Annotated in this window: 25 protein-coding genes; 13 read left to right on the top strand and 12 right to left on the bottom strand. The window is 63.3% G+C overall.

Features of this window, described 5'->3' with window-relative positions; all coding sequences use genetic code 11:
• Positions 1-11: 11 nt before the first annotated feature.
• The gene (gene rph, locus JQ600_RS01420) at positions 12-725 is read right to left on the bottom strand and encodes a ribonuclease PH (protein ID WP_192736159.1); all 714 of its coding nucleotides are present in this window, start codon (positions 723-725) and stop codon (positions 12-14) included.
• 158 nt (positions 726-883) lie between these two features.
• Between rph and hrcA the strand changes: the two genes are divergently transcribed.
• On the top strand, positions 884-1,972 hold the full coding sequence (gene hrcA, locus JQ600_RS01425; protein ID WP_192736160.1) for a heat-inducible transcriptional repressor HrcA: 1,089 nt from the start codon (positions 884-886) through the stop codon (positions 1,970-1,972).
• A gap of 193 nt (positions 1,973-2,165) precedes the next feature.
• On the top strand, positions 2,166-2,765 hold the full coding sequence (grpE, locus tag JQ600_RS01430; protein WP_212386255.1) for a nucleotide exchange factor GrpE: 600 nt from the start codon (positions 2,166-2,168) through the stop codon (positions 2,763-2,765).
• Positions 2,766-2,785: 20 nt separating this feature from the next.
• On the opposite strand, the gene JQ600_RS01435 is transcribed toward grpE, so the two are convergent.
• The 4 genes from JQ600_RS01435 to JQ600_RS01450 all read right to left on the bottom strand — a co-directional run bounded on the left by JQ600_RS01435 (position 2,786) and on the right by JQ600_RS01450 (position 5,951).
• Positions 2,786-3,214, bottom strand: a complete 429-nt coding sequence (locus JQ600_RS01435; RefSeq protein WP_212386256.1) for a VOC family protein — start codon at positions 3,212-3,214, stop codon at positions 2,786-2,788.
• Positions 3,215-3,284: 70 nt separating this feature from the next.
• Positions 3,285-4,139 (bottom strand): AraC family transcriptional regulator, encoded by an 855-nt coding sequence (locus tag JQ600_RS01440; protein WP_212386257.1) that lies wholly within the window; start codon positions 4,137-4,139, stop codon positions 3,285-3,287.
• A 29-nt stretch (positions 4,140-4,168) separates the two neighbouring features.
• Complete coding sequence (pncA, locus tag JQ600_RS01445) at positions 4,169-4,894, bottom strand: bifunctional nicotinamidase/pyrazinamidase (RefSeq protein WP_212386258.1); 726 nt, start codon at positions 4,892-4,894, stop codon at positions 4,169-4,171.
• Positions 4,895-5,015: 121 nt separating this feature from the next.
• The gene (locus JQ600_RS01450) at positions 5,016-5,951 is read right to left on the bottom strand and encodes a hypothetical protein (protein ID WP_212386259.1); all 936 of its coding nucleotides are present in this window, start codon (positions 5,949-5,951) and stop codon (positions 5,016-5,018) included.
• A 556-nt stretch (positions 5,952-6,507) separates the two neighbouring features.
• Between JQ600_RS01450 and dnaK the strand changes: the two genes are divergently transcribed.
• The 7 genes from dnaK to dapB all read left to right on the top strand — a co-directional run bounded on the left by dnaK (position 6,508) and on the right by dapB (position 13,135).
• The gene (dnaK, locus tag JQ600_RS01455; RefSeq protein WP_212386260.1) at positions 6,508-8,409 is read left to right on the top strand and encodes a molecular chaperone DnaK; all 1,902 of its coding nucleotides are present in this window, start codon (positions 6,508-6,510) and stop codon (positions 8,407-8,409) included.
• Between the two features lie 140 nt (positions 8,410-8,549).
• Positions 8,550-9,689: a molecular chaperone DnaJ gene (dnaJ, locus tag JQ600_RS01460; protein ID WP_192736167.1), complete on the top strand. Its 1,140-nt coding sequence runs from the start codon at positions 8,550-8,552 to the stop codon at positions 9,687-9,689.
• Between the two features lie 91 nt (positions 9,690-9,780).
• Positions 9,781-10,383, top strand: a complete 603-nt coding sequence (locus JQ600_RS01465) for a class I SAM-dependent methyltransferase (protein ID WP_192736168.1) — start codon at positions 9,781-9,783, stop codon at positions 10,381-10,383.
• A gap of 136 nt (positions 10,384-10,519) precedes the next feature.
• Positions 10,520-11,098: an NADPH-dependent FMN reductase gene (locus JQ600_RS01470; protein WP_212264119.1), complete on the top strand. Its 579-nt coding sequence runs from the start codon at positions 10,520-10,522 to the stop codon at positions 11,096-11,098.
• Between the two features lie 6 nt (positions 11,099-11,104).
• Positions 11,105-11,815: an orotidine-5'-phosphate decarboxylase gene (gene pyrF / locus JQ600_RS01475; protein WP_212264118.1), complete on the top strand. Its 711-nt coding sequence runs from the start codon at positions 11,105-11,107 to the stop codon at positions 11,813-11,815.
• A 31-nt stretch (positions 11,816-11,846) separates the two neighbouring features.
• Positions 11,847-12,149: a DUF1330 domain-containing protein gene (locus JQ600_RS01480; RefSeq protein WP_212264117.1), complete on the top strand. Its 303-nt coding sequence runs from the start codon at positions 11,847-11,849 to the stop codon at positions 12,147-12,149.
• A 170-nt stretch (positions 12,150-12,319) separates the two neighbouring features.
• Positions 12,320-13,135: a 4-hydroxy-tetrahydrodipicolinate reductase gene (dapB, locus tag JQ600_RS01485; RefSeq protein ID WP_212207554.1), complete on the top strand. Its 816-nt coding sequence runs from the start codon at positions 12,320-12,322 to the stop codon at positions 13,133-13,135.
• A 47-nt stretch (positions 13,136-13,182) separates the two neighbouring features.
• On the opposite strand, the gene JQ600_RS01490 is transcribed toward dapB, so the two are convergent.
• From JQ600_RS01490 to JQ600_RS01505, 4 genes are all read right to left on the bottom strand, one after another.
• Positions 13,183-13,644: a GNAT family N-acetyltransferase gene (locus JQ600_RS01490; protein ID WP_212386261.1), complete on the bottom strand. Its 462-nt coding sequence runs from the start codon at positions 13,642-13,644 to the stop codon at positions 13,183-13,185.
• Between the two features lie 44 nt (positions 13,645-13,688).
• Entirely contained in the window at positions 13,689-15,221 is a 1,533-nt protein-coding gene (gene gpmI / locus JQ600_RS01495) for a 2,3-bisphosphoglycerate-independent phosphoglycerate mutase (protein WP_212489641.1), read from the bottom strand.
• Positions 15,222-15,455: 234 nt separating this feature from the next.
• The gene (locus JQ600_RS01500) at positions 15,456-16,352 is read right to left on the bottom strand and encodes a methylated-DNA--[protein]-cysteine S-methyltransferase (RefSeq protein ID WP_212489717.1); all 897 of its coding nucleotides are present in this window, start codon (positions 16,350-16,352) and stop codon (positions 15,456-15,458) included.
• Between the two features lie 55 nt (positions 16,353-16,407).
• Positions 16,408-16,929, bottom strand: coding sequence for a DUF2244 domain-containing protein (locus tag JQ600_RS01505; protein WP_212386263.1), 522 nt, complete (start codon positions 16,927-16,929; stop codon positions 16,408-16,410).
• A 22-nt stretch (positions 16,930-16,951) separates the two neighbouring features.
• On the opposite strand from JQ600_RS01505, the gene nth reads away from it, so the two are divergent.
• Positions 16,952-17,728, top strand: coding sequence for an endonuclease III (nth, locus tag JQ600_RS01510; protein ID WP_212386264.1), 777 nt, complete (start codon positions 16,952-16,954; stop codon positions 17,726-17,728).
• Positions 17,729-17,882: 154 nt separating this feature from the next.
• Here the strand turns inward: nth and JQ600_RS01515 are convergent, their stop codons facing one another.
• Positions 17,883-18,635, bottom strand: a complete 753-nt coding sequence (locus JQ600_RS01515; RefSeq protein ID WP_212264111.1) for a sulfate transporter family protein — start codon at positions 18,633-18,635, stop codon at positions 17,883-17,885.
• Positions 18,636-18,867: 232 nt separating this feature from the next.
• Between JQ600_RS01515 and JQ600_RS01520 the strand changes: the two genes are divergently transcribed.
• Together JQ600_RS01520 and JQ600_RS01525 are read left to right on the top strand one after the other, a co-directional pair.
• Positions 18,868-20,031, top strand: coding sequence for a CaiB/BaiF CoA-transferase family protein (locus JQ600_RS01520; RefSeq protein WP_212386265.1), 1,164 nt, complete (start codon positions 18,868-18,870; stop codon positions 20,029-20,031).
• 7 nt (positions 20,032-20,038) lie between these two features.
• Complete coding sequence (locus JQ600_RS01525) at positions 20,039-20,983, top strand: hydroxymethylglutaryl-CoA lyase (RefSeq protein WP_212386266.1); 945 nt, start codon at positions 20,039-20,041, stop codon at positions 20,981-20,983.
• Between the two features lie 41 nt (positions 20,984-21,024).
• On the opposite strand, the gene nikR is transcribed toward JQ600_RS01525, so the two are convergent.
• A complete protein-coding gene (gene nikR, locus JQ600_RS01530; protein WP_212264108.1) occupies positions 21,025-21,468 on the bottom strand; it encodes a nickel-responsive transcriptional regulator NikR in 444 nt (147 codons plus the stop codon).
• A 186-nt stretch (positions 21,469-21,654) separates the two neighbouring features.
• Between nikR and JQ600_RS01535 the strand changes: the two genes are divergently transcribed.
• Positions 21,655-23,799 (top strand): TonB-dependent receptor, encoded by a 2,145-nt coding sequence (locus tag JQ600_RS01535; protein WP_212489718.1) that lies wholly within the window; start codon positions 21,655-21,657, stop codon positions 23,797-23,799.
• 3 nt (positions 23,800-23,802) lie between these two features.
• Here JQ600_RS01535 and JQ600_RS01540 read toward each other — a convergent pair whose 3' ends face one another.
• A complete protein-coding gene (locus JQ600_RS01540; protein WP_212264107.1) occupies positions 23,803-24,798 on the bottom strand; it encodes a YiiX/YebB-like N1pC/P60 family cysteine hydrolase in 996 nt (331 codons plus the stop codon).
• Between the last annotated feature and the right edge of the window lie 162 nt (positions 24,799-24,960).

Below are 24,960 nucleotides of genomic sequence, written 5' to 3' on the forward strand. Positions count from 1 at the left end.
GATCAATCAGACTACGCGACGGCCATTTTTTGCAAGTCCACCAAACGCGCGACACCCTTGCGCGCCAGCGCCATCAGCGCCAGGAACTCGTCCTGCGAGAACGGCGTCTTCTCCGCGGTGCCCTGCACCTCGATGATGCGGCCGTCGCCGGTCATGACGAAATTGGCGTCGGTATCGGCCTCGGAATCCTCGGCATAATCGAGGTCGAGCACCGGCGTACCCTGATAGATGCCGCAGGAGATCGCCGCGACATTATCGCGGAGCACATTGGCTTTCAGCATGTTGCGGTTCTTCATCCACGAGATGCAGTCGGCCAGCGCCACCCAGGCGCCTGTTATCGAGGCGGTGCGGGTGCCGCCATCGGCCTGGATCACGTCGCAATCGACCGTGATCTGGCGCTCGCCGAGCGCTTCGAGGTCGACCGCCGCCCGCAAGGAGCGCCCGATCAGGCGCTGGATTTCGACGGTGCGGCCGCCCTGCTTGCCGGCCGCGGCCTCGCGGCGGGTGCGTTCCAGGGTGGCGCGGGGCAGCATGCCGTATTCGGCGGTGACCCAGCCGCGGCCCTGACCCTTGAGCCAGGGCGGCAGGCGTTCTTCCAGCGTGGCGGTGACCAGCACATGGGTATCGCCGAATTTCACCATGCAGGAACCTTCGGCGTATTTGACGACGCCGCGTTCCAGCGACACGGGGCGCAGCTCATCGGGCGCACGGCGGCTTGGCCGCATGGGAAATCCTCCGGAAAATCAAGTAAAAGCGGTTCGCGGTGCTTGTAGGAGGGGGAGCGGGCAGCGGCAAGGGCCTTTGCCACCTCTTTGAGGTGTAATGCGTGCTTGTCACCGGCCCTCCGGATAGACAGATTAGGGGCAGCTGTGAGGGAGTAATTGTGGCCCACCACGATCCGATTGGCCTGATCGCACCGAATGCCGGGCTGGCCCAGCTCAATGAGCGCTCGCGCGACATTTTTCGTCAAATCGTCGAGAGTTACCTCGCAACCGGCGAGCCGGTGGGCTCGCGCAACATCTCGCGCCTGATCGCGATGCCTCTGTCGCCGGCCTCGGTTCGCAATGTGATGTCGGACCTCGAACAGCTCGGCCTGATCTACGCGCCGCATACCTCGGCCGGCCGGCTGCCCACGGAACTCGGCCTGCGCTTCTTCGTCGATGCGCTGATGCAGGTCGGCGACCTCACCGAAGACGAACGGCAGTCGATCCAGACCCAGCTTGCCTCCGTCGGCCGCGCGCAGTCGGTAGAGGCGGCGCTCGGCGAAGCGCTGACGCGGCTGTCGGGCCTGACGCGTGCCGCCGCGGTGGTGCTGACCGCCAAATCCAATTCGCGGCTGAAGCACATCGAATTCGTGCGGCTGGAACCGGAACGCGCGCTGGTGGTGCTGGTCAGCGAAGACGGCCAGGTCGAAAACCGCGTGCTGACCCTGCCGCCCGGCGTTCCCTCGTCGGCGCTGACGGAAGCCAGCAATTTCCTCAATTCTCGCATTCGCGGCCGTACGCTTGCCGAGTCGCGCCTCGAACTTGAAACCGCGCTGACGCAAAGCCGCGCCGAACTCGATCAGCTGACGCAGAAGATCATCGCGGCCGGCATCGCGAGCTGGTCCGGCGGCGAAAGCGAGGACCGCCAGTTGATCGTGCGCGGTCATGCCAATCTGCTCGAGGATCTGCATGCGCTGGAAGATCTGGAGCGCGTGAAATCGCTGTTCGACGACCTCGAGACCAAGCGCGGCGTCATTGATCTGCTCGGTCGCGCCGAGCGCGCCGAGGGCGTGCGGATCTTCATCGGATCGGAGAACAAGCTGTTCTCGCTGTCCGGTTCCTCCACCATCATCGCGCCCTATAGTGACGCCGCCGGCCGCATCGTCGGGGTTCTCGGCGTGATCGGGCCGACGCGGCTCAACTATGCAAGGGTGATTCCGACGGTGGACTATGCCGCGCGCATCGTCAGCCGCATGCTCGGTGGTTAATCCGGCCCGAAAAAAGCTTCGCTTTGTTGTTTTGACGCCTTTCCCGGCGCGAACCGGGCCCCACCCCGGATCAGGTCCGGTGCAGGCATCACTCGAAAACGCCATGGAACGCTTGATTTTCGCCCGCTAAAGCACGATATCCCGGGCAGCAAATCCCCATTTAACCGAACGGTTCTTTTGAGAAGGCAGACTTATGACCGATCCCAACCGGCCGAATGATGATGCGGCGGCCCAGAGCGGCGAGCCCGTGGTCTCAAAGCCCTACATCATGCCTGATGATCCCGAAGAAGGATCGGTCGAGGCGTTGACGAAGGAAGCGGCTGAAGCGCGCGACAAGATGCTGCGCACGCTGGCGGAGATGGAAAACCTGCGCAAACGCACCGCCAAGGAAGTTGCCGATGCGCGGGCCTACGGCATCACCGGCTTCGCGCGCGACATTCTCGATATCGCCGACAATCTGCAACGCGCGCTGGATGCGGTTCCTGAGGAAATGAAGGCCTCGGCCGACCCGGCGCTGAAGGCGTTCATCGAAGGCGTCGAGCTGACCGAGCGGTCGCTGCTCAACACGCTTGAGAAAAACGGCGTCAAGAAATTCGATCCGTCGGGCGAGAAGTTCAATCCGAACTTCCAGCAGGCGATGTATGAAGTCCCTGACGCGTCGGTGCCGGCGGGCACCGTGGTTCAGGTGGTGCAGGCTGGCTTCATGATCGGCGAGCGCGTGCTGCGTCCGGCGCTGGTCGGCGTCTCCAAAGGCGGCGCCAAGGCGGCGCCCGCCGCCGACGTCACGACCTAAGCCGAAAGAGCCGATCCGACCTACGCGTCCATCGGCTTCTCATTCGCCTTCGGCCAGTAGGTGCCAAAGCTCCAGAGATTGCCTTCCGGGTCCCGGCAGGCGAAATCGCGGCTGCCGTAGTCGGTGTTGTGCAGCTCCATTTCGATTTTGGCGCCTGATGCCTTCACCTTGGCGCACAGCGCGTCGGGATCCTCGACGGCGACATAAAGCGCGTCGGTGCGGTGGCCGCTGATGTCGCCAACCAGCCTGCCGTACTCATCGTCACGGGCCTGACCGAGCATCAGAAGCGACGCGCCGCAGGCGAGTTGTGCGTGCTGTACCACGCCGTCCGTGCGGTAGACGACATGCTCGGTGAAACCAAGCACATCCTTGAGCCAGCGGATCATCGCCTCGGCATCCCTGCAGCGCATTGTCGGGTAGATGCGCTGCGCGTCATTGCTGTTCGTCACGGCAAACTCCTTCTTTCGGCTTCACCGCGTCAATATGCTGATACGGCCGCGGCGCCGGCTTGAAGATTTGTTACCAGCTCGAAAGCGCTTCGTTCGGGCGTGTCAGCCGGCTGTCGATCAGCGCCAGACGCCGTGCCCAGGCCGTCGGCGTCTCGCCGGCCAGTTCGCCGAATTCGCGCACCAGATGGGCCTGGTCGGAAAAGCCGCTCTCGGCGGCAATCCCGGCCCAGCCGGGAGCTGTCCCGCTGCGTGCCAGCCGGCAGGCCCGGTGAAAGCGCATCATGCGCGCGATTGATTTGGGCGCGAGGCCAAGCTCGGATCTAAAACGCTCGACCAGATGTTTGCGGCTCCAGCCGATCTCGCCGGCCAGCGCCGTGATCCGCGCGCTGCCCGCGGTCAGCGCCAGCCGGCGCCAGGCGAAGGCGATCTCCGGCGACGGCAGATGATTGGCGCGGCCGGCGATGAAGTCCTCGAGCAGGTCGAAGCGGTGTTGCCAGCAAGCCGTCGCGCCCAGTCTCTCGCGCAATTGCCGGCCTTCGTGGCTGAGCACGTCGCCGATATCGACCATGCGCGCGGCAAGATCGATGACGGCGCCGCCGAAAAAGCGGTAAGCGCCGAGCGGCGTGAAATCCACCTGCACGCATTCGGCGCCGCCATCGGACTCGATATGAACAGGCCCGGCGTAGAGGCCCGCGGCGAAGCTTGGCTGGCGGTCGGCCGCATCAGGCTGGCGCCCGAGCGCGATCAGGAACGGGCTGCCGAGGCTGATGATCAGCGGCACAATCAGGTGTGCGGCTTCACGCTGCGAAAACCGGCCAAGTGCGGTCTCGCGGTAACCCGTCATTCCCGTGATCAGGCCCGCCGTGCGCTGTGAGGGTGCACGGCGGATCATCTCGAACGCGAGGGGTGCGCCTAGATCCGACATTGTGCTCTCTCGCGAGAGAACGCTCTACTTTAAGCGGCGATATCGCTGGACTGGATGCGCTTGACGCCGGCCTCGCCCATATCGGCCCAGGCTTTCGCGAGCGAGCCTTGGGTATCGATGCCGCGGCAGGCGTCTTCGACGACATAGGTCTCAAAGCCGGCCTTGCGGGCGTCGAGCGCGCTCCATGCCACGCAAAAATCGGTGGCGAGACCGGCGAGGAACACGTGTTCCACCTTGCGCGCCTTCAAATAGGCGGCAAGCCCCGTCGTGGTCTTGCCATCGGCTTCGGTGAAGGCCGAATAGCTGTCGACGTCCTTGTTGGAGCCCTTGCGGATGACAAGTCCGGCATGGGCGATCGAAAGGTCCTTTGACAGCGCAGCGCCTTCGGTGCCCTGCACGCAGTGATCGGGCCACAGCACCTGCTTGCCGTAGGGCAAGTCGATCGTCTCGAACGGCTTCTTGCCGGAATGCGTCGTGGCGAACGAGACATGGCCTGACGTGTGCCAGTCCTGCGTCAGCACGACGTTGGCAAAGCTCTTGGCGATGCGGTTGATGACGGGAACGACCTGGTCGCCATCTTTTACCGCAAGGCTGCCGCCCGGCAGGAAGCAGTTCTGAACGTCGATCACCAGCAATGCCGACGCATTGTCGGGTTTGATCGACACGGCCAAAGCTGCCTTCGGAAGAATGGTCGCCATTGCCGCCGTGCCGAGAATCGTGCCGAAGCTCGTGAGAATTTGCCTACGCTCGAACATGGTGCATCTCCCTGTCAAAGAGGTCAACACCAGCAAATCAGGTCGCAGGCAGAGCGTAAAGCGGCTTTAGGCGGCGGTCTGCGGCTGATTCTTCGGCACCCCGTGCACCGGCATTCGATGTTTAGCGCGGGCGAATTCCGTCACGCACGGCGCGAAAACGCGTGAACGCGGTGGTCCAACCGTCGCGCGGCGAGCTGCCGATGATGCGCAGCGAATTCTGGCCGCCGAACCGCAACCATTGCACGATCGTCACCGGCGTATTGTCCTTGCCGCTGGTGGCTTCGATGCGGGTTTCGTATCCGGGCTGGCCGTCGATGCGGACCGCCTCCGACATCGTGATCCGCCCGTCGCGCACGCCGGGAATCGTCGTCGCCATCTGCTGGGCAAAGCGTCCGCGGTCGTCGGGCTGCGCCGGCGCGGATCCGACCAGGCCGACGATCATGAAGGGCGCGGTTTCAAAACCGCTTTTCTCGTCGCCATCGGCAATGATCAGGGCGGCGCCCGGCGCCAGCGTGCGGACCGTCTTGAAATTGCTGAGTTCGGCCATCCTGAACGGCATCAGGCCGAGCTGCTCATCGACCGGAACTTCGCTTCGGATCACGGCGGAAGCGAACATCTGGCGGATGGCGTCGTCGGTGTAGATCCGGGAGGCATTCTCCGGCACCTGCACGGCGACGTAGCCGGAGAAGGTCGGACCCGGCACGATCATCGAGTAGCGCCGGACATTGGTGGCGCCGTCCTTGGCGTTCTCAGCGGTGTAATAGGCGAGCCCCGCCACCGTCTCGATGCTCTCCGGCTTGATGCCGCCGGTGCCGCCCGGATTTGCCTTGAAAGCATTGGCGACCTCGCCATAGGCCTCGGCGGGCAGGTCCGCCACCAGCACCTTGACGCCCTGATCTTCGGTCTCGAAGCCGACGAATGATCTGGCTTTGACCAGGCCGACCAGCGGCGTCATGCCGACCCGCGCGCCCGGCGGAAAAACCGGGTCGGCGGCGAACGCGGCACAGGTCGCGGCGATGGTAAGGGCAACCGCAGCGAGGTATCGAACAGGCTTCATGAAGGGTCTACCGGGTTTACATTGAGGCCGTTCAATGGTCGGCCAGCGCAGCCCTCAAGGGTTCGAGGGCTGGGTTTAGTCAGCCCGCTTTTAGCGGTTTTGATGTCCCTGCAACAGGGCAGGGGCGGCGTCCGTTCCCTCATCACGTTCCGAAACACCGGAATTTTCGCGCGATATGGCGGCTAGCCAAACGTTTTCGGGCAATTTCGGCGGCGTACCGGACCGCCGGTCAGGTCCACGCAGCGGCCAAATACCGCGCTGGCGGCGATCATGAACTGGGCTGATTTTCGGACGTGGTGATGAGTGCGTCCTCACCTTCTTGCCCTTTTGTTAACACGGCTGAGGGCCTGAACCTTGACCTGCCCTGAGCTGACACAATCTTTCAAACGTCAGCATTTTCAGGCCCTAAGGTTGCGTTCGGTCCTTGCGGGCAGGACCCCCCCTCCTATATGAGGCTCACCGTCGCAATATCGCGAGTAATTGATCGTTGGGGGTTCGGTTAGGTGCGCCGTCCAGGGCCCAGCCAACCTGCCGCAAAAAGAAGGATATGAGGACCATGGGAAAGGTCATTGGGATCGATCTCGGCACCACCAATTCGTGCGTCGCCGTAATGGATGGCAAGACAGCTAAAGTCATCGAGAACGCAGAGGGCATGCGCACGACCCCGTCGATCGTCGCTTTCAGCGATGATGGCGAGCGCCTCGTCGGCCAGCCTGCCAAGCGTCAGGCGGTGACCAATCCCGAGCGCACCTTCTTCGCGGTCAAGCGCCTCGTCGGCCGCCGCTATGACGACCCGATGGTCGAGAAGGACAAGAAGCTCGTCCCCTACAAAATCGTCAAGGCATCGAACGGCGACGCCTGGGTCGAAGCCGATGCTAAGACCTACTCGCCCTCGCAGGTCTCCGCTTTCATTCTGCAGAAGATGAAAGAGACCGCGGAAGCCCATCTCGGCCAGAAGGTCGAGCAGGCCGTCATCACGGTTCCCGCCTATTTCAACGACGCGCAACGTCAGGCCACCAAGGACGCCGGCAAGATCGCCGGCCTTGAAGTGCTGCGCATCATCAACGAGCCGACCGCGGCCGCGCTCGCCTACGGCCTCGACAAGACCAAGACCGGCACCATTGCGGTGTACGACCTCGGCGGCGGCACCTTCGACGTCTCGATTCTCGAAATCGGCGACGGCGTATTCGAGGTGAAATCCACCAACGGCGATACGTTCCTCGGCGGCGAAGACTTCGACATGCGTCTCGTCAGCTATCTGGCCGATGAGTTCCAGAAGGAGCAGGGCATCAACCTGCGCAACGACAAGCTTGCCTTGCAGCGCCTGAAAGAGGCCGCCGAAAAGGCCAAGATCGAATTGTCCTCGACCACGCAGACCGAAATCAACCTGCCGTTCATCACGGCCGATCAGACCGGTCCGAAGCATCTGACGATGAAGCTGACCCGCTCGAAGTTCGAGGCGCTGGTCGACGATCTCGTCCAGAAGACCATCGAGCCGTGCCGCAAGGCGCTGAAGGATGCGGGCCTCACCGCCGCCGAGATCGGCGAAGTGGTGCTGGTCGGCGGCATGACGCGCATGCCGAAGGTTCAGGAAGTGGTGAAGCAGTTGTTCGGCAAGGAGCCGCACAAGGGCGTCAATCCGGACGAAGTCGTCGCCATCGGTGCGGCGATCCAGGCCGGCGTGCTGCAGGGCGACGTCAAGGACGTGCTGCTGCTCGACGTGACCCCGCTGTCGCTCGGCATCGAGACGCTGGGTGGCGTGTTCACCCGCATCATCGATCGCAACACCACGATCCCGACCAAGAAGAGCCAGGTCTTCTCGACCGCCGAGGACAACCAGAACGCCGTCACCATCCGCGTCTTCCAGGGCGAGCGTGAAATGGCGGCCGACAACAAGGTGCTCGGCCAGTTCGACCTGATGGGCATTCCGCCGTCGCCGCGCGGCATGCCGCAGATCGAGGTGACGTTCGACATCGACGCCAACGGCATCGTCAACGTCTCGGCCAAGGACAAGGCGACCGGCAAGGAACAGCAGATCCGGATTCAGGCCTCCGGCGGCCTGTCCGACGCCGACATCCAGAAGATGGTCAAGGACGCCGAGGCCAATGCGGCCGAGGACAAGAAGCGCCGCGAGGCGGTCGACGCCAAGAACCATGCCGACAGCCTGGTGCATTCCACCGAGAAGGCGCTGGCCGAACACGGTTCGAAGGTCGAGGAGAGCGAGCGCCGTTCCATCGAGGACGCCGTCAGCGACCTCAAGGAAGCGCTGAAGGGCGACGACGCCGAGGCGATCAAGGCCAAGACCAACACGCTGGCGCAGGCTTCGATGAAGCTCGGCGAGGCCATGTACAAGCAGCAGGCCGAAGCCGACGCCAAGAAGGATGCGGCCAAGGATGACGTCGTCGACGCGGAGTTCACCGAAGTCGACGACGACAAGAACAACAAGAAGTCGGCATAAGCGGGCTTTCGATCATGACCCTCACACCAAAGAGCGCGCGGCGTCTCGATGGGTGGGGGTCATTTTTCGTTAAGCGCGAGGCGGCATCCTCAACAGTGCACCCTTGCGGCATGAAGACGAAATTCGGACGGAACTGACGGATGTCCACCAAGCGCTGCTATTACGAAACCCTGGAAGTCGAACGGAGCGCGGACGACGGCAAGCTCAAGGCTGCGTTCCGCAAGCTCGCGATGAAATGGCATCCGGACAAGAATCCGGGCGATGCTTCCAGCGAAGTGAAGTTCAAGGAAATCAACGAAGCCTATGAGGTCCTGAAAGACGGCGACAAGCGCGCCGCCTATGACCGCTACGGCCACGCGGCGTTCGAGCAGGGCATGGGTGGCGGCGGGCCCGGATTCGGCGCCGGCTTCGCCTCGTCGTTCTCGGATATTTTCGAGGATCTGTTCGGCATGGCCGGACAACGCGGGCGCGGTGGCGGCGGCCGCGAGCGCGGCGCCGACCTGCGCTACAATATGGAAATCACGCTGGAGGAAGCCTTCCTCGGCAAGACCGCCCAGATCGAGATTCCGGTTTCGGTCACCTGCGAATCCTGTTCCGGCACCGGTGCCAAGGCCGGCACCAAGCCGAAGACCTGTTCGCTGTGCGGCGGGCAGGGAAGGGTGCGGCAGGCCCAGGGCTTCTTTACGCTGGAACGAACCTGTCCGGGCTGTCAGGGCCGCGGCCAGATGATCGAAGACCCCTGTCCCTCCTGCGCGGGCTCAGGCCGGGTGACGCGCGACCGGACCCTGTCGGTTAACATTCCGCAAGGCGTCGAAGACGGCACCCGCATTCGCCTCGCCGGCGAGGGCGAGGCCGGCGTCCGCGGCGGACCGCCCGGCGATCTCTATATTTTCCTGTCGCTGGCGACCCACGAATTCTTCCAGCGCGACGGCGCCGACCTGCATTGCCGGGTCCCGATCTCGATGGTGGCGGCCGCCCTTGGCGGCGAATTCGAGGTGCCGACCATCGACAAGGGCAAGACCAAGGTGAAGGTGCCGTCGGGAACACAGTCCGGCCGGCGATTCCGCATCGCATCAAAAGGCATGCCGGTGCTCCGTTCGCGCCAGACCGGCGACATGTATGTACAGGTGATGGTCGAAACGCCGCAAAATCTGACCAAGAAGCAGCAGGAATTGCTGGCCGAGTTCGAAAAGCTGTCGTCGGGTGCAACCCAGCCGGAGGCGGCGGGTTTCTTTACTAAGGTCAAGGACTTCTTCGGTAGCCGCGCTGCCCCGCAGTAAGCCTTTTGCTTGACCATGAGAGCTGCGACCTATACCTCTTTATGACCGTTTTCTGACATAACCGCCGTTCGCGGTCCCGCCTGGTAGCGACATGCCTCTGCAATCGTCCGTGCGTGCGTTGAAGAAACCTCTCCGTCTTGACGACGAGGTGCGTTTTCTCCGTTCATGGATCGAAAAGCCGCTGCACATGGGCGCGGTGATGCCGTCCAGCAAGCTGCTCGCGCGCACCATGGCGCAATATGTCGACGTCGATTCGAAAGGACCGGTCGTCGAACTTGGCCCCGGCACCGGCGCGATCACCAATGCGCTGATCGAACATGGCGTCGATCAGAAGCGTCTCGTGCTGGTTGAATATAATCCGGGCTTCTGCGCGCTGCTGCGCGACCGTTATCCGCACGCCAAAGTGGTGCAGGGCGACGCCTACAAACTTCGCGACTCGCTGTTGAAGGTTCTCGACGTGCCGGCCTCGGCCGTGGTCTCCGGCCTGCCGCTGGTCACAAAGCCGATGCTGACGCGCCTCAAATTGATCCGCGACGCCTTTACGGCGCTGGCACCTGGTGCGCCCTTCGTGCAGTTCACCTATTCGGTCGCGCCGCCGATCCCGAAATCGCTGCCCGGCGTGTCCACAGAAGCTTCCGAGCGGATCTGGATGAACCTTCCGCCCGCCCGGGTCTGGGTGTATCGCAAGGGCTGATACGCGCGTATTCCGCAAAAGTGGATGCCGGTTTTGCGCATAGAATACGCGCAAGATATTGGTTAAGAGCATTTTCGACGAAAATGCTCGCCCGCGTCTGCGCGGCGGGATTGGCCCGAACCGCGATCTATAAAATATGTCCGCGCTGAAAATCCTCGTGATCCCGGGATCGCTTCGATCAGGCTCGCTCAATGCGAGGCTGGCGGCCGCCGCCAGCCATGAGCTGGCGCTATCCGGCGCCGAAGTCACCCGCATCTCGCTGTCGGATTTTCCGCTGCCGATCTATGACGGCGACCTGCAGGCAAAATCCGGCGTGCCGAAGCACGCGGTCAATCTGAAGCGCATGATCGGCGCCCATCATGGCGTCCTGATCGTGACGCCGGAATATAATTCGTCGGTGCCGGCGCTGGTCAAAAACACCATCGACTGGGTCAGCCGGGTGCAGGACCCGCATGAAACCCGCGGCCAGGTGTTTCGCGGCGCCGTGTTTGCGATCGCGTCGGCCTCCGGCGGGCGGTTCGGCGGCGCGCGCGCGCTGGCGGCGCTGCGCCTCATTCTGTCGGCCTGTCACGCCAGCGTGGTTCCGAACCAGCTCGCATTGTCGTTCGCGGACCAGGCCTATGACGAGATGGACCGTCTGAAACATTCTGCCGATGTCGAGGCGCTGCAGGCGCTGGTGCGGCAGCTGATCGACCATTCCCAACGCATGATGTGAGGTGACATGCAGCCTGCCAGTATCGCTCCGAAAGACCGGTTGATTGTGGCGCTCGATCTGCCCGGCGTCGTCGAGGCTGAAGCGATGGTGGCGCGGCTCGGCGACAGCGTGACGTTCTACAAGATCGGCTATCAGCTGGCCTATGCCGGCGGCTTGCCGCTGGTCCGTCAATTATCCGGCGCGGGCAAAAAGGTGTTCGTCGATCTCAAGCTGCACGATATCGGCAACACCGTTGCACGCGGTGTCGAGAGCATCGCAAAACTCGGCGCCACTTTTCTTACCGTGCACGCCTATCCGCAGACCATGAAAGCCGCCGTCGAAGCGCGCGCGGGCTCAAGCCTGAAAATCCTCGCCGTCACCGTGCTGACCTCCTATGACGACGGCGATCTGCATGCCGCCGGCTATCGCCTCAACGTCTCCGATCTGGTCGAGGCGCGCGCCCAGCAGGCGCAGGTGCTCGGCGTCGACGGGCTGGTGAGCTCGCCGGAAGAGGCGGCGAGTTTGCGCAAGATCGTCGGCCACCAGATGAACCTGGTGACGCCGGGCATCCGGCCGGCGGGCTCTGCGACCGGCGACCAGAAGCGCATCATGACACCGGCGCGCGCCATCGCCGCCGGCGCGGATTATCTGGTGGTGGGACGGCCGGTCACCGAGGCCGCCGACCCCAAAGCCGCCGCGGATGCCATTCAAAGCGAAATCGCGCAGGCACTGGCGTAGTCAACAGCAGGACAAGAAACGGGAGAGCAAGATGGCCAAGGGATACTGGATCGGTCGCGTCGACGTCAGCAATGACGAGGGCTACAAGCCCTATGCGGCGGCCAATCTCGCGATCTTCAAGAAGTTCGGCGGGCGCTACGTCGTCCGCGGCGGCAAGTTCACCGGCGTCGAGGGCCAAAGCCGCTCGCGCAACGTGGTGATCGAGTTCGACAGCTACGACGCCGCGATGGCCTGCTATAACTCACCGGAATACCAGGCCAACATCAAAGTTCGGCAGCCGCACTCGATTGCCGAGCTGATCGTGATCGAAGGCTATGACGGCCCGCAACCCTAGCGTCTAGTTTTCTTCGTCATGCCCGGGCTTGTCCCAGGGCATCCACGTCTTGCTTTGGTCGCGCAACAGAGACGTGGATGGCCGGGACAAGCCCGGCCATGACGGGTATCGAGGCCGGATCGGTTGCCGGAATGGCCCCATCCCGCTATAGGGCTTGAAGAGGTGAAGCCATGGCCGACATGCGTTTGATCGTAGCTGGAGCCGGCGGCCGGATGGGCCGGGCGCTGGTGCGCGTCATTTCGGAGACGTCAGGTGCGGTTCTTGCCGGCGCGCTCGAAGCGCCGGGTTCGGAGCTGCTGGGCAAGGATTCCGGCATCCTCGCCGGCCTGCCCGAAAATGGCGTCAAGCTCTCCGCCGATCTCTGGGCGCTCACGGCGAACGCCGACGGCATTCTCGATTTCACGGTTCCCGCCGCCACCATCGCCAATGTGGCGATCGCCGCCGAACGGAAGCTGGTGCACGTGGTCGGAACCACGGGGTTGTCGAGCTCCGACATGGCGGTGATCAAGAGCGTGACGTCCCGTGCCATCGTCGTGCAGTCAGGCAATATGAGCCTCGGCGTCAATCTGCTGGCGGCCCTCGTGAAACGCGTGGCGCAATCGCTCGATACCGATTTCGATATCGAGATCCTGGAGATGCACCATAAGGCCAAGGTCGATGCGCCGTCGGGCACCGCACTGATGCTGGGCGAAGCCGCCGCGGCGGGCCGCGGCATCGACCTGCATCTGCACTCGGCGCGCGGACGCGACGGCATTACCGGCGCGCGCAAGGCCGGCGATATCGGGTTTGCAGCACTGCGCGGCGGCACCGTCACCGGCGAACACAGCGTGATCTTCGCCGGTGCGATGGAGCGCATCGAGCTGACCCACCGCGCCGAGGACCGCACGATGTTTGCGCAAGGCGCGGTCAAGGCGGCGTTGTGGGCGCAAGGCAAGACGCCCGGCCTGTATTCGATGGCCGATGTGCTCGGCCTCGGGGACTTCTGAAGCTTCGACAACGTGCCGAATGCGTAGCTTGAATTAGCTGACCGGACCTACGGACGGTCCTGCAATGATCGCTCCATGATGATCGTGCGCTCTTCACCATAGTAGCTATCGCGCACGGCTCTGAACCCGAGCTGCCCGTAGAACGTTTCGGCGCTGATTGAAGAAGGCACCGCCAACGTCGGGATGTTTCTCTCGCGTGCCGTGCGCTCGACCTCGGCCATCAGCAGCTTGCCGATACCGCGGGCCTGAACATCAGGGGACACGAAGACGGTGCGGATCACGTTTCCATCGAGGCTTGCCGTTCCAACGACACGACTATCAATCGCGGCAACAAAGACGGTGCGCTTGCCGATCAGCTCCAGCACGGCGCCCGGACTAAAGCTGTGCTCGATCCTCTCGATGATCTCTTCTGCATAGTCCTTCGCATTGGTTTCGCGCAGTGCACGGATAATGACCGCGCTTATTTCGTCGGCGTCATCCTCACGCGCCGGCCGGATCGTGCATTCCATCGGTCGTCTCCGCTCGCCAAGGGTCGCATAAGCGATTGCACGCCCTAGCCTTGCTTGTTCTGGCGCAGCAACGACATGCCGGTCATGTCCGCCGGCTTCGGCAATTGCATCAGGTCGAGCAGTGTCGGCGCAATGTCCGCCAGCCGGCCTTCCGCCAAGGTCACGCCGCCGCCGCCCTGCAGCAGCAGGGGCACCGGGTTCGTCGTGTGAGCCGTATGCGGACCGCCGGTGACAGGGTCGCGCATCATTTCGCAGTTGCCGTGATCGGCGGTCACCAGCAGCGCGCCGCCGGATCGCTCGATCGCCTCCGAGATTTTCCCGAGCGCGGTATCGACGGTTTCGACCGCCTTGATCGCGGCCGTCAGGTTTCCCGAGTGGCCTACCATGTCCGGATTGGCGTAGTTCAGCACGATTAGATCGTACTTGCCTCCGTCGATCGCCTCCACGGCTTTCGCCGTCAGTTCGGCGGCCGACATCTCCGGCTGCAGGTCATAGGTCGCGACCTTGGGCGAAGGCACCATGATGCGGTCTTCGCCGGGAAAAGGTTCTTCCCGTCCACCGTTGAGAAAATAGGTGACGTGCGGATACTTTTCCGTTTCGGCCATCCGCACTTGCGTCCGGTTTGCCGCTGATGTGACTTCGCCCAGGATGTTTGGAAACGCCTGCGGCGGAAATATCGTCTGCATCAGCCGGTCCAGATCAGCGCTGTACTGCGTCATTCCAACGGCGGCGGTGTACCGGACGCTGCGTTTGCGCGGGAAACCGTCGAACGACGGATCGAGCATCGCACCAAGGATCTCGCGGACGCGGTCGGCGCGAAAGTTGAAGCTCAGCACGCCGTCGCCGTCTTTGATGCCGGCGTAATTGCCGATCACCGACGGCACCACGAACTCGTCGGTGACATCATGCGCATAGGCATCAGACATGGCCGATTGCGCGTCGGCAAAATGCGGGCCTTCGGCCTCGACGATGGCGTCATAGGCTTTGCCAACGCGTTCCCAGCGCTTGTCGCGGTCCATCGCATAATATCGACCGACAACGGTTGCGATCGGAACCTGTGGCGGCAGCGCAGCGCTCAGCCGCTTCAAATCATCGGCTCCCGATCGCGGCGGCGTATCGCGTCCGTCCGTCAGCGCGTGTACGACCGCCGGCACGCCGTGCTCAGCGAGGATCGCGGCCAGTGCGGCGACGTGGTCCTGATGCGAATGGACGCCGCCCGGCGACACCAGTCCGATCAGATGACAGGTGCCGCCGCTCTGCTTCAGCGCCTGGACCAGGGCGGTGAGCGCCGGCGCGGATTTGATTTCGCCGGACGCAATGGCGTCGTTGATCCGCGGCAGGTCCTGCATCACCACGCGGCCCGCGCCGATGTTCAGGTGCCCGACTTCGGAATTGCCCATCTGCCCATCGGGCAGCCCGACATCCCGCCCTGATGTCCGCAGGAAGGCGCGCGGACCCGCGTTCCACAGGCGATCGAAATTCGGTGTCCTGGCCTGACGGACGGCATTGTCGGCGGGATCCTCCCGCCAACCCCAACCATCCAATATCGCTAGCATCACCGGGCGGCGCTTCTGCATCGACGGGCCTTTCGCTGTTTACCCCGGGCGTGGTTGTGAGCGATCGATACGCGATCGTCAATCGACGCGCGCCGTCAGTGTTCCGGCCGGGTGCTCTGCGAGGTTGGCATATCAGCTATGGGTAATGGGAGGCCGTAGGATGGGTTGAGCTCTTCGCGAAACCCATCAATTGCGCGACAAACGTGATGGGTTTCGCAAGGGCTCAACCCATCCTACGAACCACGAACAACGATCTCAATGCAGCCCGACCTGGCCGGCTTCCCAGCCCAGCATCGCCTGCTTGCGGGTGATGCCCCAGTGATAGCCGGTGAGCGCGCCGCCTTTGCCGAGTGCGCGATGGCAGGGCACTACGAACGACACCGGGTTGCGGCCGACCGCAGCACCAACCGCGCGAGAGGCTTTTGGATTCTTGATCTTGTTGGCGATGTCGGAATAGCTGACCGCGCGGCCCATCGGGATCTTCAGCAAGGTTTCCCAAACGCGCACCTCGAAATCAGTACCGATCAGGACCACGCGCAGCGGCTGGTCCGGCCGCCACATCCTGGTGTCGAAGATGCGCTGCGCGAGACCGGCCGTGCCGTCGCGATCCTCGACATAGGTAGCGTTGGGCCAGCGCCGCTTCATGTCGGCGAAAGATGCCGGCTCCTCGCCGGGATCGGCGAAGGCAAGCCCCGCAAGGCCGCGGCCGCTGGCGATCACGATGGCAGTGCCGAACGGCGAGGGATGGAAACCGTAGCGCAGCGTCATGCCGGCGCCGCCGTTCTTCCATTCGCCCGGCGACATCGCTTCATGCGTCACGAACAGATCGTGCAGCCGGCCCGGACCCGACAGGCCCGAGTCGAGGGCGGCGTCGATCACGCTGGCCGAGTCGCGCAACAGGCCCTTGGCGTGATCGAGCGTCAGCGCCTGCATGAAGTCCTTTGGCGTCAGCCCGGCCCAGCGGCGGAACAGAAGGTGTAATTCATCTGGCGTCACCGAGGCGGCATCTGCCATCGCTTCGATGGTCGGCTGCGCGCGCCAGTGTTCCGAGATGAAGGCGATGGCGCGGCGCACGGAATCATAGTCGCGCAGCGCGGCGTTCTGGGGGCCCGGCTTGGCCAGGCGCTGGTCATGTATGGCAAGTGTCATCATGGGATCAGATTTAGGGCTCATCCGACGTCCAAACCACCCGATTTCCGATAGGAGATCACGTTACGGGGTTGTACGTGATGCCGCGTTTGGCGGCTTGCAGCGCGGCCAGTAAAGCCTTGGCAAAGCTTGCCTTTTCGTCCGGCCCCAAAAAATACCCGACCGAGACGCGGCGGCCGCGCGAGACCAGATAAAGCCGCTCGATGCCGAATTCGGGGTCGCCGGTCTGATCAAGCCGCACCCAGAGCGGATTGAGCACCCACTCCACCACATGGCCGCGGTGGCTGACCCGGCGCACCCGCAGCTCCGACGGCGTCACCGTGATTTCCTCCGACGCATTGGCGGTGCGGAAATTGACCCGGAACGCCCAGTAGATCACGAGCACGTCGAGCCCGAAGAATCCGAACACCGGCCAGGCGCCCATCAACAGAAACGCGACGCCCGCGACAAAGCTCACCGCACATAGGAATGCCATCAGCACCAGGAAGCCGGTGCGGTTGAGCGAACGATGCGGCGTCAGCCGAGCCGAAAACAGCTTCGGCTGGTCAACCTCCCGATCAAAGTCGTTGCTTGCGGTCATCGCTGGTCAGTATACCCGGATCATGGCCAAAATCATCCGCGCTAAAGCTGACAAAAAACCAAGCGTTCCACCCGTGCCAAGTAAAACCGCAAGTAAAACCGCAAGGAAAACAGCCAAAAAGGCCATGGCCAAGCCCGTGGCGAAGCGATCACCAAAGCCAAAACCCTGGACCTCAGCCGAGGTCCATGAGGCGTTCAGCCGCTTTCGGAAAGCCAATCCGGAGCCGAAGGGCGAGCTCGAACATCTCAACCCCTACACGCTGCTGGTCGCCGTGGTGCTGTCGGCGCAGGCGACCGACGCCGGCGTCAACCGCGCGACGCGCCCCCTGTTCGCGGTGGCGGATACGCCCGAGAAGATGCTGGCGCTCGGCGAGGACACCGTGCGCGACTACATCAAGACCATCGGGCTTTATCGCAACAAGGCCAAGAACGTCATCGCGCTCTCGCAGAAGCTGATCACGGAATTCGGCGGTGAGGTGCCGCGCACCCGCGCCGAGATCGAGTCGCTGCCCGGCGCCGGCCGCAAGACCGCCAATGTCGTGCTCAACATGGCCTTCGGCGAACACACCATGGCTGTCGATACCCACGTGTTCCGTGTCGGCAATCGCACCGGAATGGCGCCCGGCAATAACGTGCTCGAGGTCGAGCTCGGGATGGAAAAAGTGATCCCGTCCGAGTTCATGCTGCACGCCCACCACTGGCTGATCCTGCACGGCCGCTACATCTGCCTCGCCCGCAAGCCGCGCTGCGATGTATGCGTGATCAACGATCTCTGCCGCTGGCCGGAGAAGACGGTGTGAGGTTTGTGGTTCTTACCTCGCCCCGCTTGCGGGGAGAGGTCGGATCGCACTTGCGATCCGGGTGAGGGGGTACAGGTCCTTCGGCAATCTTTGCTCGGAGAGAGGCCCTCACCCCAACCCTCTCCCCGCAAGAGCGGGGCGAGGGAGAAGATACTCACACCACAGGCATTCCCGTGCGCCGCGACGGCTCGATCAACTCCGGCCGGGGGCCGCTCAATCGCTTGTGCATATGGACCATGAAGGCCATGCCGAACAGCGGCGTCGCCAGGTTGACGATCGGGATCGAGACAAAGGCGGCGATGAACAGTCCCGCCGTGAACACGGTCGCCGCATTGTCCTTGCGCATCGCCTTGGCTTCCGCGGGCGAGCGGAAACGCATCGCCGCGAGCTCGAAATATTCCCGGCCCAGCAGCCAGGCGGTGGCGAAGAAGAAAATCAGAAAACCGGCGCCCGCGAACAGCACGAACGGCAGCGCGATCAGATAGACCAGGATGGTCAGCAGCGCCGTCTTGATGCCCTCGGGGATCGCGACGCCAAGCGGCAGCGCGGAGCCGGGCTTCTCTGCCGGATAATGCTCGCGCTCGACATGGTCGGCGACGTCGTCAACGAACACGCTGGCGACCAGCGAGGTGATCGCCGGCATCAGGAAGATGCCGCCAAGTACGACGCCAAGCCCGGCCGCGATCGAGACGATCCAGGCCAGGATGTTCAGCGGCGTGTGAAAGCCAGGTCCCAGCAGCCCTTCCGCCCAGACCTCGCCATATTCGGCGAACCAGCTGAGCAGCCGCTGCAGTCCGACCGCCAGCACCGTGATCAGGACCAGCGCCAGCCCGATCGAACGCCACAGAATGGTGCGCATCGGCGGCGCCAGGATTTGGGAAAGCGCCTTGACGGCGGCGTCCAGCATGATGGCCTCTGTTTCTCGCTAAAAACCCTCGCGAGAGGTAGAGATGCAATCGGGCTTCGGCAAGACCTGGGCAGAAGGCCTGGGCAGAAGGCCTGGGCAGGGATCGCCGGTGACGATCCCGCCCATGCATTTGCGTCATGCAGCCGTGACGGCACCATCAGGCAGATTATGTTTTCCCGGCAAGTCCTGAAGGCCTAGTCTGGCCGACGACAGACGGCGCAAGGGAGAAACCATGACCGGGACGGGACTGCCGCTCGAGGGCGTGAGGGTCGTCGAGATGACCCATATGGTGATGGGTCCGACCTGCGGCATGATCCTGGCGCAGCTCGGCGCCGAGGTGATCAAGGTCGAACCACCCGTCGGCGACAAGACCCGCAGCCTCGGCGGCATGGGGGTCTCGTTCTTCCCGCTGTTCAACCGCGGCAAGCGCAGCGTCGTGCTCGACCTCTCCAAGGCTGAGGATCGCGAGACCATGGACCGGCTGCTTGCCAGCGCCGACGTGTTTCTGGAAAATTTTCGCGACGGCCAGCTCGACAAGCAGGGGCTCGGCACCGAGGATTTGCGCCGCAAGCATCCGCATCTGATCGTCGCCGGCCACAAGGGATTTCTCTCCGGCCCCTACGAGCACCGTCCGGCGCTCGACGAGGTCGTGCAGATGATGTCGGGCCTCGCCGCGATGACCGGGACGCGCGACAAGCCGCAGCGCGTTGGTTCTTCCGCCAACGACATCATGGGCGGCATGTTCGGCGTGATCGCGATTTTAGCCGCGCTCTACCAGAAGCGCGGCGGCAACAAGGATGGCGCCGATATCAGGATCGGGCTGTTCGAGAACTGCCTGTTTCTCGTCGCGCAGCACATGGTCGAATATGAAATGACCGGCCGCAAGCCGCGTTCGATGCCGGAGCGCGAACATGCCTGGCCGATCTATGACATCTTCGACACCGCCGGTGGCGGCCGCATTTTCATCGGCGTCGTCACCGAAGGTCACTGGCTGAGTTTCTGCCGCGAGTTCGGCTTGCAGGAATTTTTGGACGATCCGACCTTGCGCAACACCACGGAGCGGATCATGGCGCGGGACCGGATCATTCCGCGCGTCGCCGAGGTGATCAAAGGCTGGAACGTCACCGAGCTTTCGGCCAGGCTCGACGCGCTCAACATCTGCTTCTCGCCGATCAATCGCCCGGAGGATCTATTGCAGGACCCGCATGTGCTGCGCCCCGGCGGGCTAGTCAACAATTTCAACGCCGATGGCGCGCCGTTCCGCGTTCCCGCATTGCCGGTGGAATGGAACGGCGGCAATGTCGGCGAAGGCCTCAAGGTGCCGGTGCTTGGCGCCGACACCGAGGCTGTCAGAGCCGAACTGAACCAACAAACTTCAACCGACAACGCTGCGTGAGGCTGCCATGACCCGTCTTCAGGACGTCTATCCCGACAACAAGATCATTCTGCGCGAAGTCGGTTTGCGCGACGGGTTGCAGTTGGTGAAGAAGTTTCCGTCCACCGCCGCCAAGCAGCGCTGGATCCGCGACGAGTACGCCGCCGGCGTACGGCATTTCGAGGTCGGCTCGTTCTTGCCCGCGAAAACCTTTCCGCAATTCACCGATGTGCGCGACATCATCGCGACCATTGCGTCGCTGCCGGGTGCCTATGGCATCGCGCTGACGCTGAACGAGCGCGGCGTCAACGAGGCGCTGGAATCAGGGGTGGCTGAAGTGGCCACCGTGGTCTCGGCGACCGAAGAGCACAGCCAGGCCAATGCCAACCGCTCTCGCGAATCCGCCATCGCCAACGTCAGGCGGCTCTGTGAGCTGCGTGACGCAACCGCCCACAAGCCTGTCGTGAACGCCGCGATCTCGATGGCGCTGGGCTGTTCGATCGTCGGTGCCGTCGACCCGAATGAGGTGATCAGGATCGCGGAAAAGCTGTTCGAGGCCGGTGTCGACATGGTCGCGGTCGCCGACACCGTCGGCTATGCCGGGCCGAAGCAGGTCGGCGAGCTGACGGCGGCGGTGGTGAAGATCGCGGGACCAAAGCCGGTCTGCATTCATCTGCACGACACCCGCGGCATGGGCATCGCCAACGCTTCGGCCGCGCTCGACGCCGGCGCGCGCGTGCTGGATGGATCGCTGGGCGGTCTCGGCGGCTGCCCGTTCGCGCCGGGCGCGACCGGCAATGTCGTGTTCGAGGACCTCGTGTTCCTGTGCGAGAGCAAGGGCTTTCCGACCGGCATCGATATCGAAAAACTGGTCGCGGTGCGATCAATCCTGAAATCGGAAATGCCGGACGAGCAACTCTATGGCGGCATGGCGCGTGCCGGACTGCCGTGCGGGACGGCGAAGGCGGCGTGATTCTTCTCCCTCGCCCCGCTCTTGCGGGGAGAGGTGACCCTTCATCCGTGTTTATGCCCACCCTTGCGCGGCTTCTTGTCCGCTGCCGTGGTCGGGATCATCACCACGCGGCCGTAGCGCACGCCGCGCTCGGCGATGATGTGGTCGGCGAAATGCCGGACCTCGCCGCTTGAACCCTTCAGCGCCGTGACCTCCATGCAGCTGTCGTCGTCGAGATGGACGTGCAGCGTCGCCAGTGACAGATCGTGATGGCCGTGGAAATTCTGCACCAGCCGCTTCGACAGATCGCGCGCGGCATGGTCGTAGACATAGACCAGCGCGGCGACGCATTGCCCTGACGGCGCGGCGTCCTCGGCGCTTTGCTGCAAACCGGCGCGGGCGAGATCGCGGATGATCTCGGAGCGGTTCTGGTAGCCGCGCGCTTCAGCTGCGGCGTCGATCTCGGCGAGCAAATCGTCTTCGATCGTGATGGTGATCCGTTGCATCTTGAGATTCCGTGCTTTCGGCGGTATGACATTTATATTGTATCGTCATACCGGGCTTGCTAGCGTGAGGGGCCGGGTTGTGTAGCGCAGTCGCTCTCGGACTGTAGCAGTTATCATGCGGGGTCACGGCGGGTGCGTAGAGTCTTGTTGCGGATATTTTCCGCTACGGCTTCTTCTGCCGTCGTGATGCTCCCCGCCGAGGCGCAAGAGCGGGCGTCTCAGCCTGGCCAGCTTCCGCCGGTAACCATCACCGCTTCCGACCCAACGCCCAAGCGGGCCGCTCGGTCGAAACCATCGCAAAATCGTGGTGCGCCGAACAGGACCGCCATTCGCTCGAATCAGCCAGTTACCGCGGGCACTAGCGGCGTGACGACTGGTGCTTCACCCGATGGCGCTGCTGCCTTGCAGCCCACCGCCGCCAGCGCCGTGCGCATCAGCGGCGCGGAAGTGAATGCCGTTCCGTATGTGCGGCCCGGTGAGGCGCTGGAGGCCGTGCCCGGGCTGATTGTCACCCAGCATTCCGGAGAGGGCAAAGCCAACCAGTATTTTTTGCGCGGCTTCAACCTCGACCACGGGACTGATCTGTCCATCAAGGTCGACGGCATGCCCGTCAACATGCCGACGCATGGCCACGCACAGGGCTACGCGGACATCAACTTTCTGATCCCCGAGCTGATTCAGTCGCTGAATGTCCGCAAGGGTCCGTACTTCGCAGATGTCGGCGACTTCAGCTCCGCCGGTTCCGTCGAAATCGACTACCTCACCAGGCTGCCGAAAAACCTGGCCGAGCTCACCGTTGGCAGCTTCGGGTATCGGCGCGGGGTGGCCGCCGGTTCAGTCGCGGTCGGCGCGGGTACGCTGCTCTCTGCCATCGAAGGCGTGAAGTACAACGGTCCATGGGACGTGCCGGACGATGTGCGCAAGATCAACGGCGTCATGCGCTACAGCCAGGGTACCGCGACCGACGGCTTGACGCTGACGGGCATGGCCTATTCCAACGCCTGGAATTCGACGGATCAGGTTGCGCAGCGCGCCATCGACCAGGGCGTGATCGGCCGCTTCGGCACGCTCGATCCGACCGATGGCGGCGTGGCCAGCCGCTTCAGCCTGTCCGGCAATTTTACGCATTCGAGCGAATACGGGCAGAGCAAGATTAGCGCCTATGTCGTCCGATCCAACTTGCAGCTCTACAACAATTTCACCTATTTCCTCGACGACCCCGTCAATGGCGACCAGTTCAACCAGCTCGACAGCCGTACCCTCGGCGGCTTCGATGCACGGCACGCCTTCGATTGGCGCCTCGGCGGACTTGAGACGCAAACACGCATCGGCCTGCAAAGCCGTTATGACGATATCCATGTCGGCCTGTTCAAGACGCAGCAGCGAGGTTGGCTTTCGACCGTGCGCGAGGACCGCGTAAGGGAAGGCAATGTCGGCGTCTGGATGGACAGCACCACACGCTGGACAGACTGGCTGCGTACCACTGTCGGCATTCGCGAGGATGTCTTTGCCGGCAGCGTTCTGAGCGACACGCCTGAAAACTCCGGCAATGCGCAGGCTTCGATTGCGAGCCCGAAGGCCGGTATCGTGCTTGGACCCTGGTACAAGACGGAGTTTTATGGAAATGCCGGCTACGGGCTGCACAGCAACGACATCCGTGGCGCGACGATCACGGTCGATCCGATCGACAAGGTAACGCCGCAGGATCGCGTGCCGCTGTTGGTGCGGTCGAAAGGCGCCGAACTTGGCGTCCGCACCAGGGCGATCGATGGACTCACAAGCTCGGTCGCGGTCTTTGTGCTCGACTTCGATTCCGAACTGCTGTTCGTCGGCGATGCCGGCACCACCGAGGCCAGCCGGCCAAGCCGCCGGGTCGGCGTGGAGTGGACCAACAAGTACAGGCCGGTGCCGTGGCTGACGTTCGATCTGGATGTTGCGTATACAAGCGCCCGCTTTACCGATTTCGATGTCGCGGGCGATCGCATCCCAGGTGTGCCGGCCTGGATTGCGAGTGGCGCCGTCACCTTCGGCAATGAAACCGGCTGGTTCGGCGCGCTGAAGGGACGCTATTTCGGCCCGCGTCCGCTGATCGAGGACGACAGCGTGCGTTCGCTGTCATCACTGATCTTCAACGCGCGGGCCGGCTACAGATTCGACAGCGGCATACGCCTGCAGCTCGACGTGCTCAATCTCTTCAACGCGAAGACCAACCAGATCGAGTATTATTATCTGTCGCGGTTGCCGGGCGAGCCGATCGACGGTGTTGCCGATCGCCATGTGCATCCGGCGGAGCCGCTCGCGGTGCGGCTGACGCTGGCGGGGAGATTTTAGAACCTACGCCGCCTCAATAACCCTGTTGCGCGGACGGGCGCGGCGTTGCGGCGGGCGGACCGGGACATATTCGACGGCGAGGAAATGCTCCGACACGGTCACGCGTTCGACCATGGTCGTTTGCACGGTGACGTCGCTCATTTCTTCAGCCGAAACCGGAACCGGCGCCTCTTCGTTAGCCTCCTCAGGAACAAGCGACGGCGACTCGACTTCTGGAAACACACCGAATTCGCCCGCTACCTCCTGGAGCGGCTTCTGCTTGTCGGCCCAATGCAGGGCCAGATAGTCGAAGCCGTGCACGATGGTGGGTTTGACGACTTCGAAATAGGGCGAGATATCGAAATCGCGCGGCATGTAGAGCGACGAATCGCGAATGTGGAGAATCTCGCGCCGGGCCTTTCGCGAGGCGGCGCGCGTGATCTTGGGCAGGATCGGATAGCGCACGGCGTCGAACGCCTGCGCGATCAGGGCCGAGCAGATGATCTTGGTGGGATCGCCTGAACCGAACGCGATCAAGCGCCGCCGCCAGCGCTGCGGCACCGGCAGCGGGAACAGATATCGCGCCAGGTCGACGATGTTCTTGGTGTCGTAGCCGAAGCCGATCCGGTTGATGGCGTAACGGCACACCGTGACGCGGTCCTCATAGGACAGTCCGACGGGTCGGCAGAGGCGGGTGTGATAGGGATAATATTTCGACAGCGGCGCCGAGGTCACGCCTTCGCCGATATTGGCTTCGATCAGGACATGCGGCTCGCCGTCCGGTTCCGTCGCGCCGTCGATCGGGCCGACATAGAGCGCGGCATGCGACCAGGTGGATTGCGTGAGGTATTTGATGATACCGGAAATGCGGTTGTTGCCTTCGACCAGCAGCACGTCGCCGGGCTCGATGACGCCGCGCAGATGCTCGGGATCACTGGGCGTGAACGGTTCATAGCCCGGGACTTCCTTCTGCAGGTAGCCCGCAATCAACTGGCCGATCGTATCGAGCATTACGCCCATGAAATCCCCCCGCGGTTCTTTGACCGCTTTTATGTTCCATTAGCATGGTCGCAAGCCGTTTCAATTTAGTTCATGCGTGAAGCGGGTCAATCATGATTGATTTACCATGAGTGTTGCTGCGCACGGTGAGATGCGGCAGAGTTCGCTAGCTGTTCTCTTTGC

Origin of the sequence: Bradyrhizobium sp. AUGA SZCCT0176 (assembly GCF_018130145.1) — a bacterium.
Classification (GTDB): Bacteria; Pseudomonadota; Alphaproteobacteria; order Rhizobiales; family Xanthobacteraceae; genus Bradyrhizobium.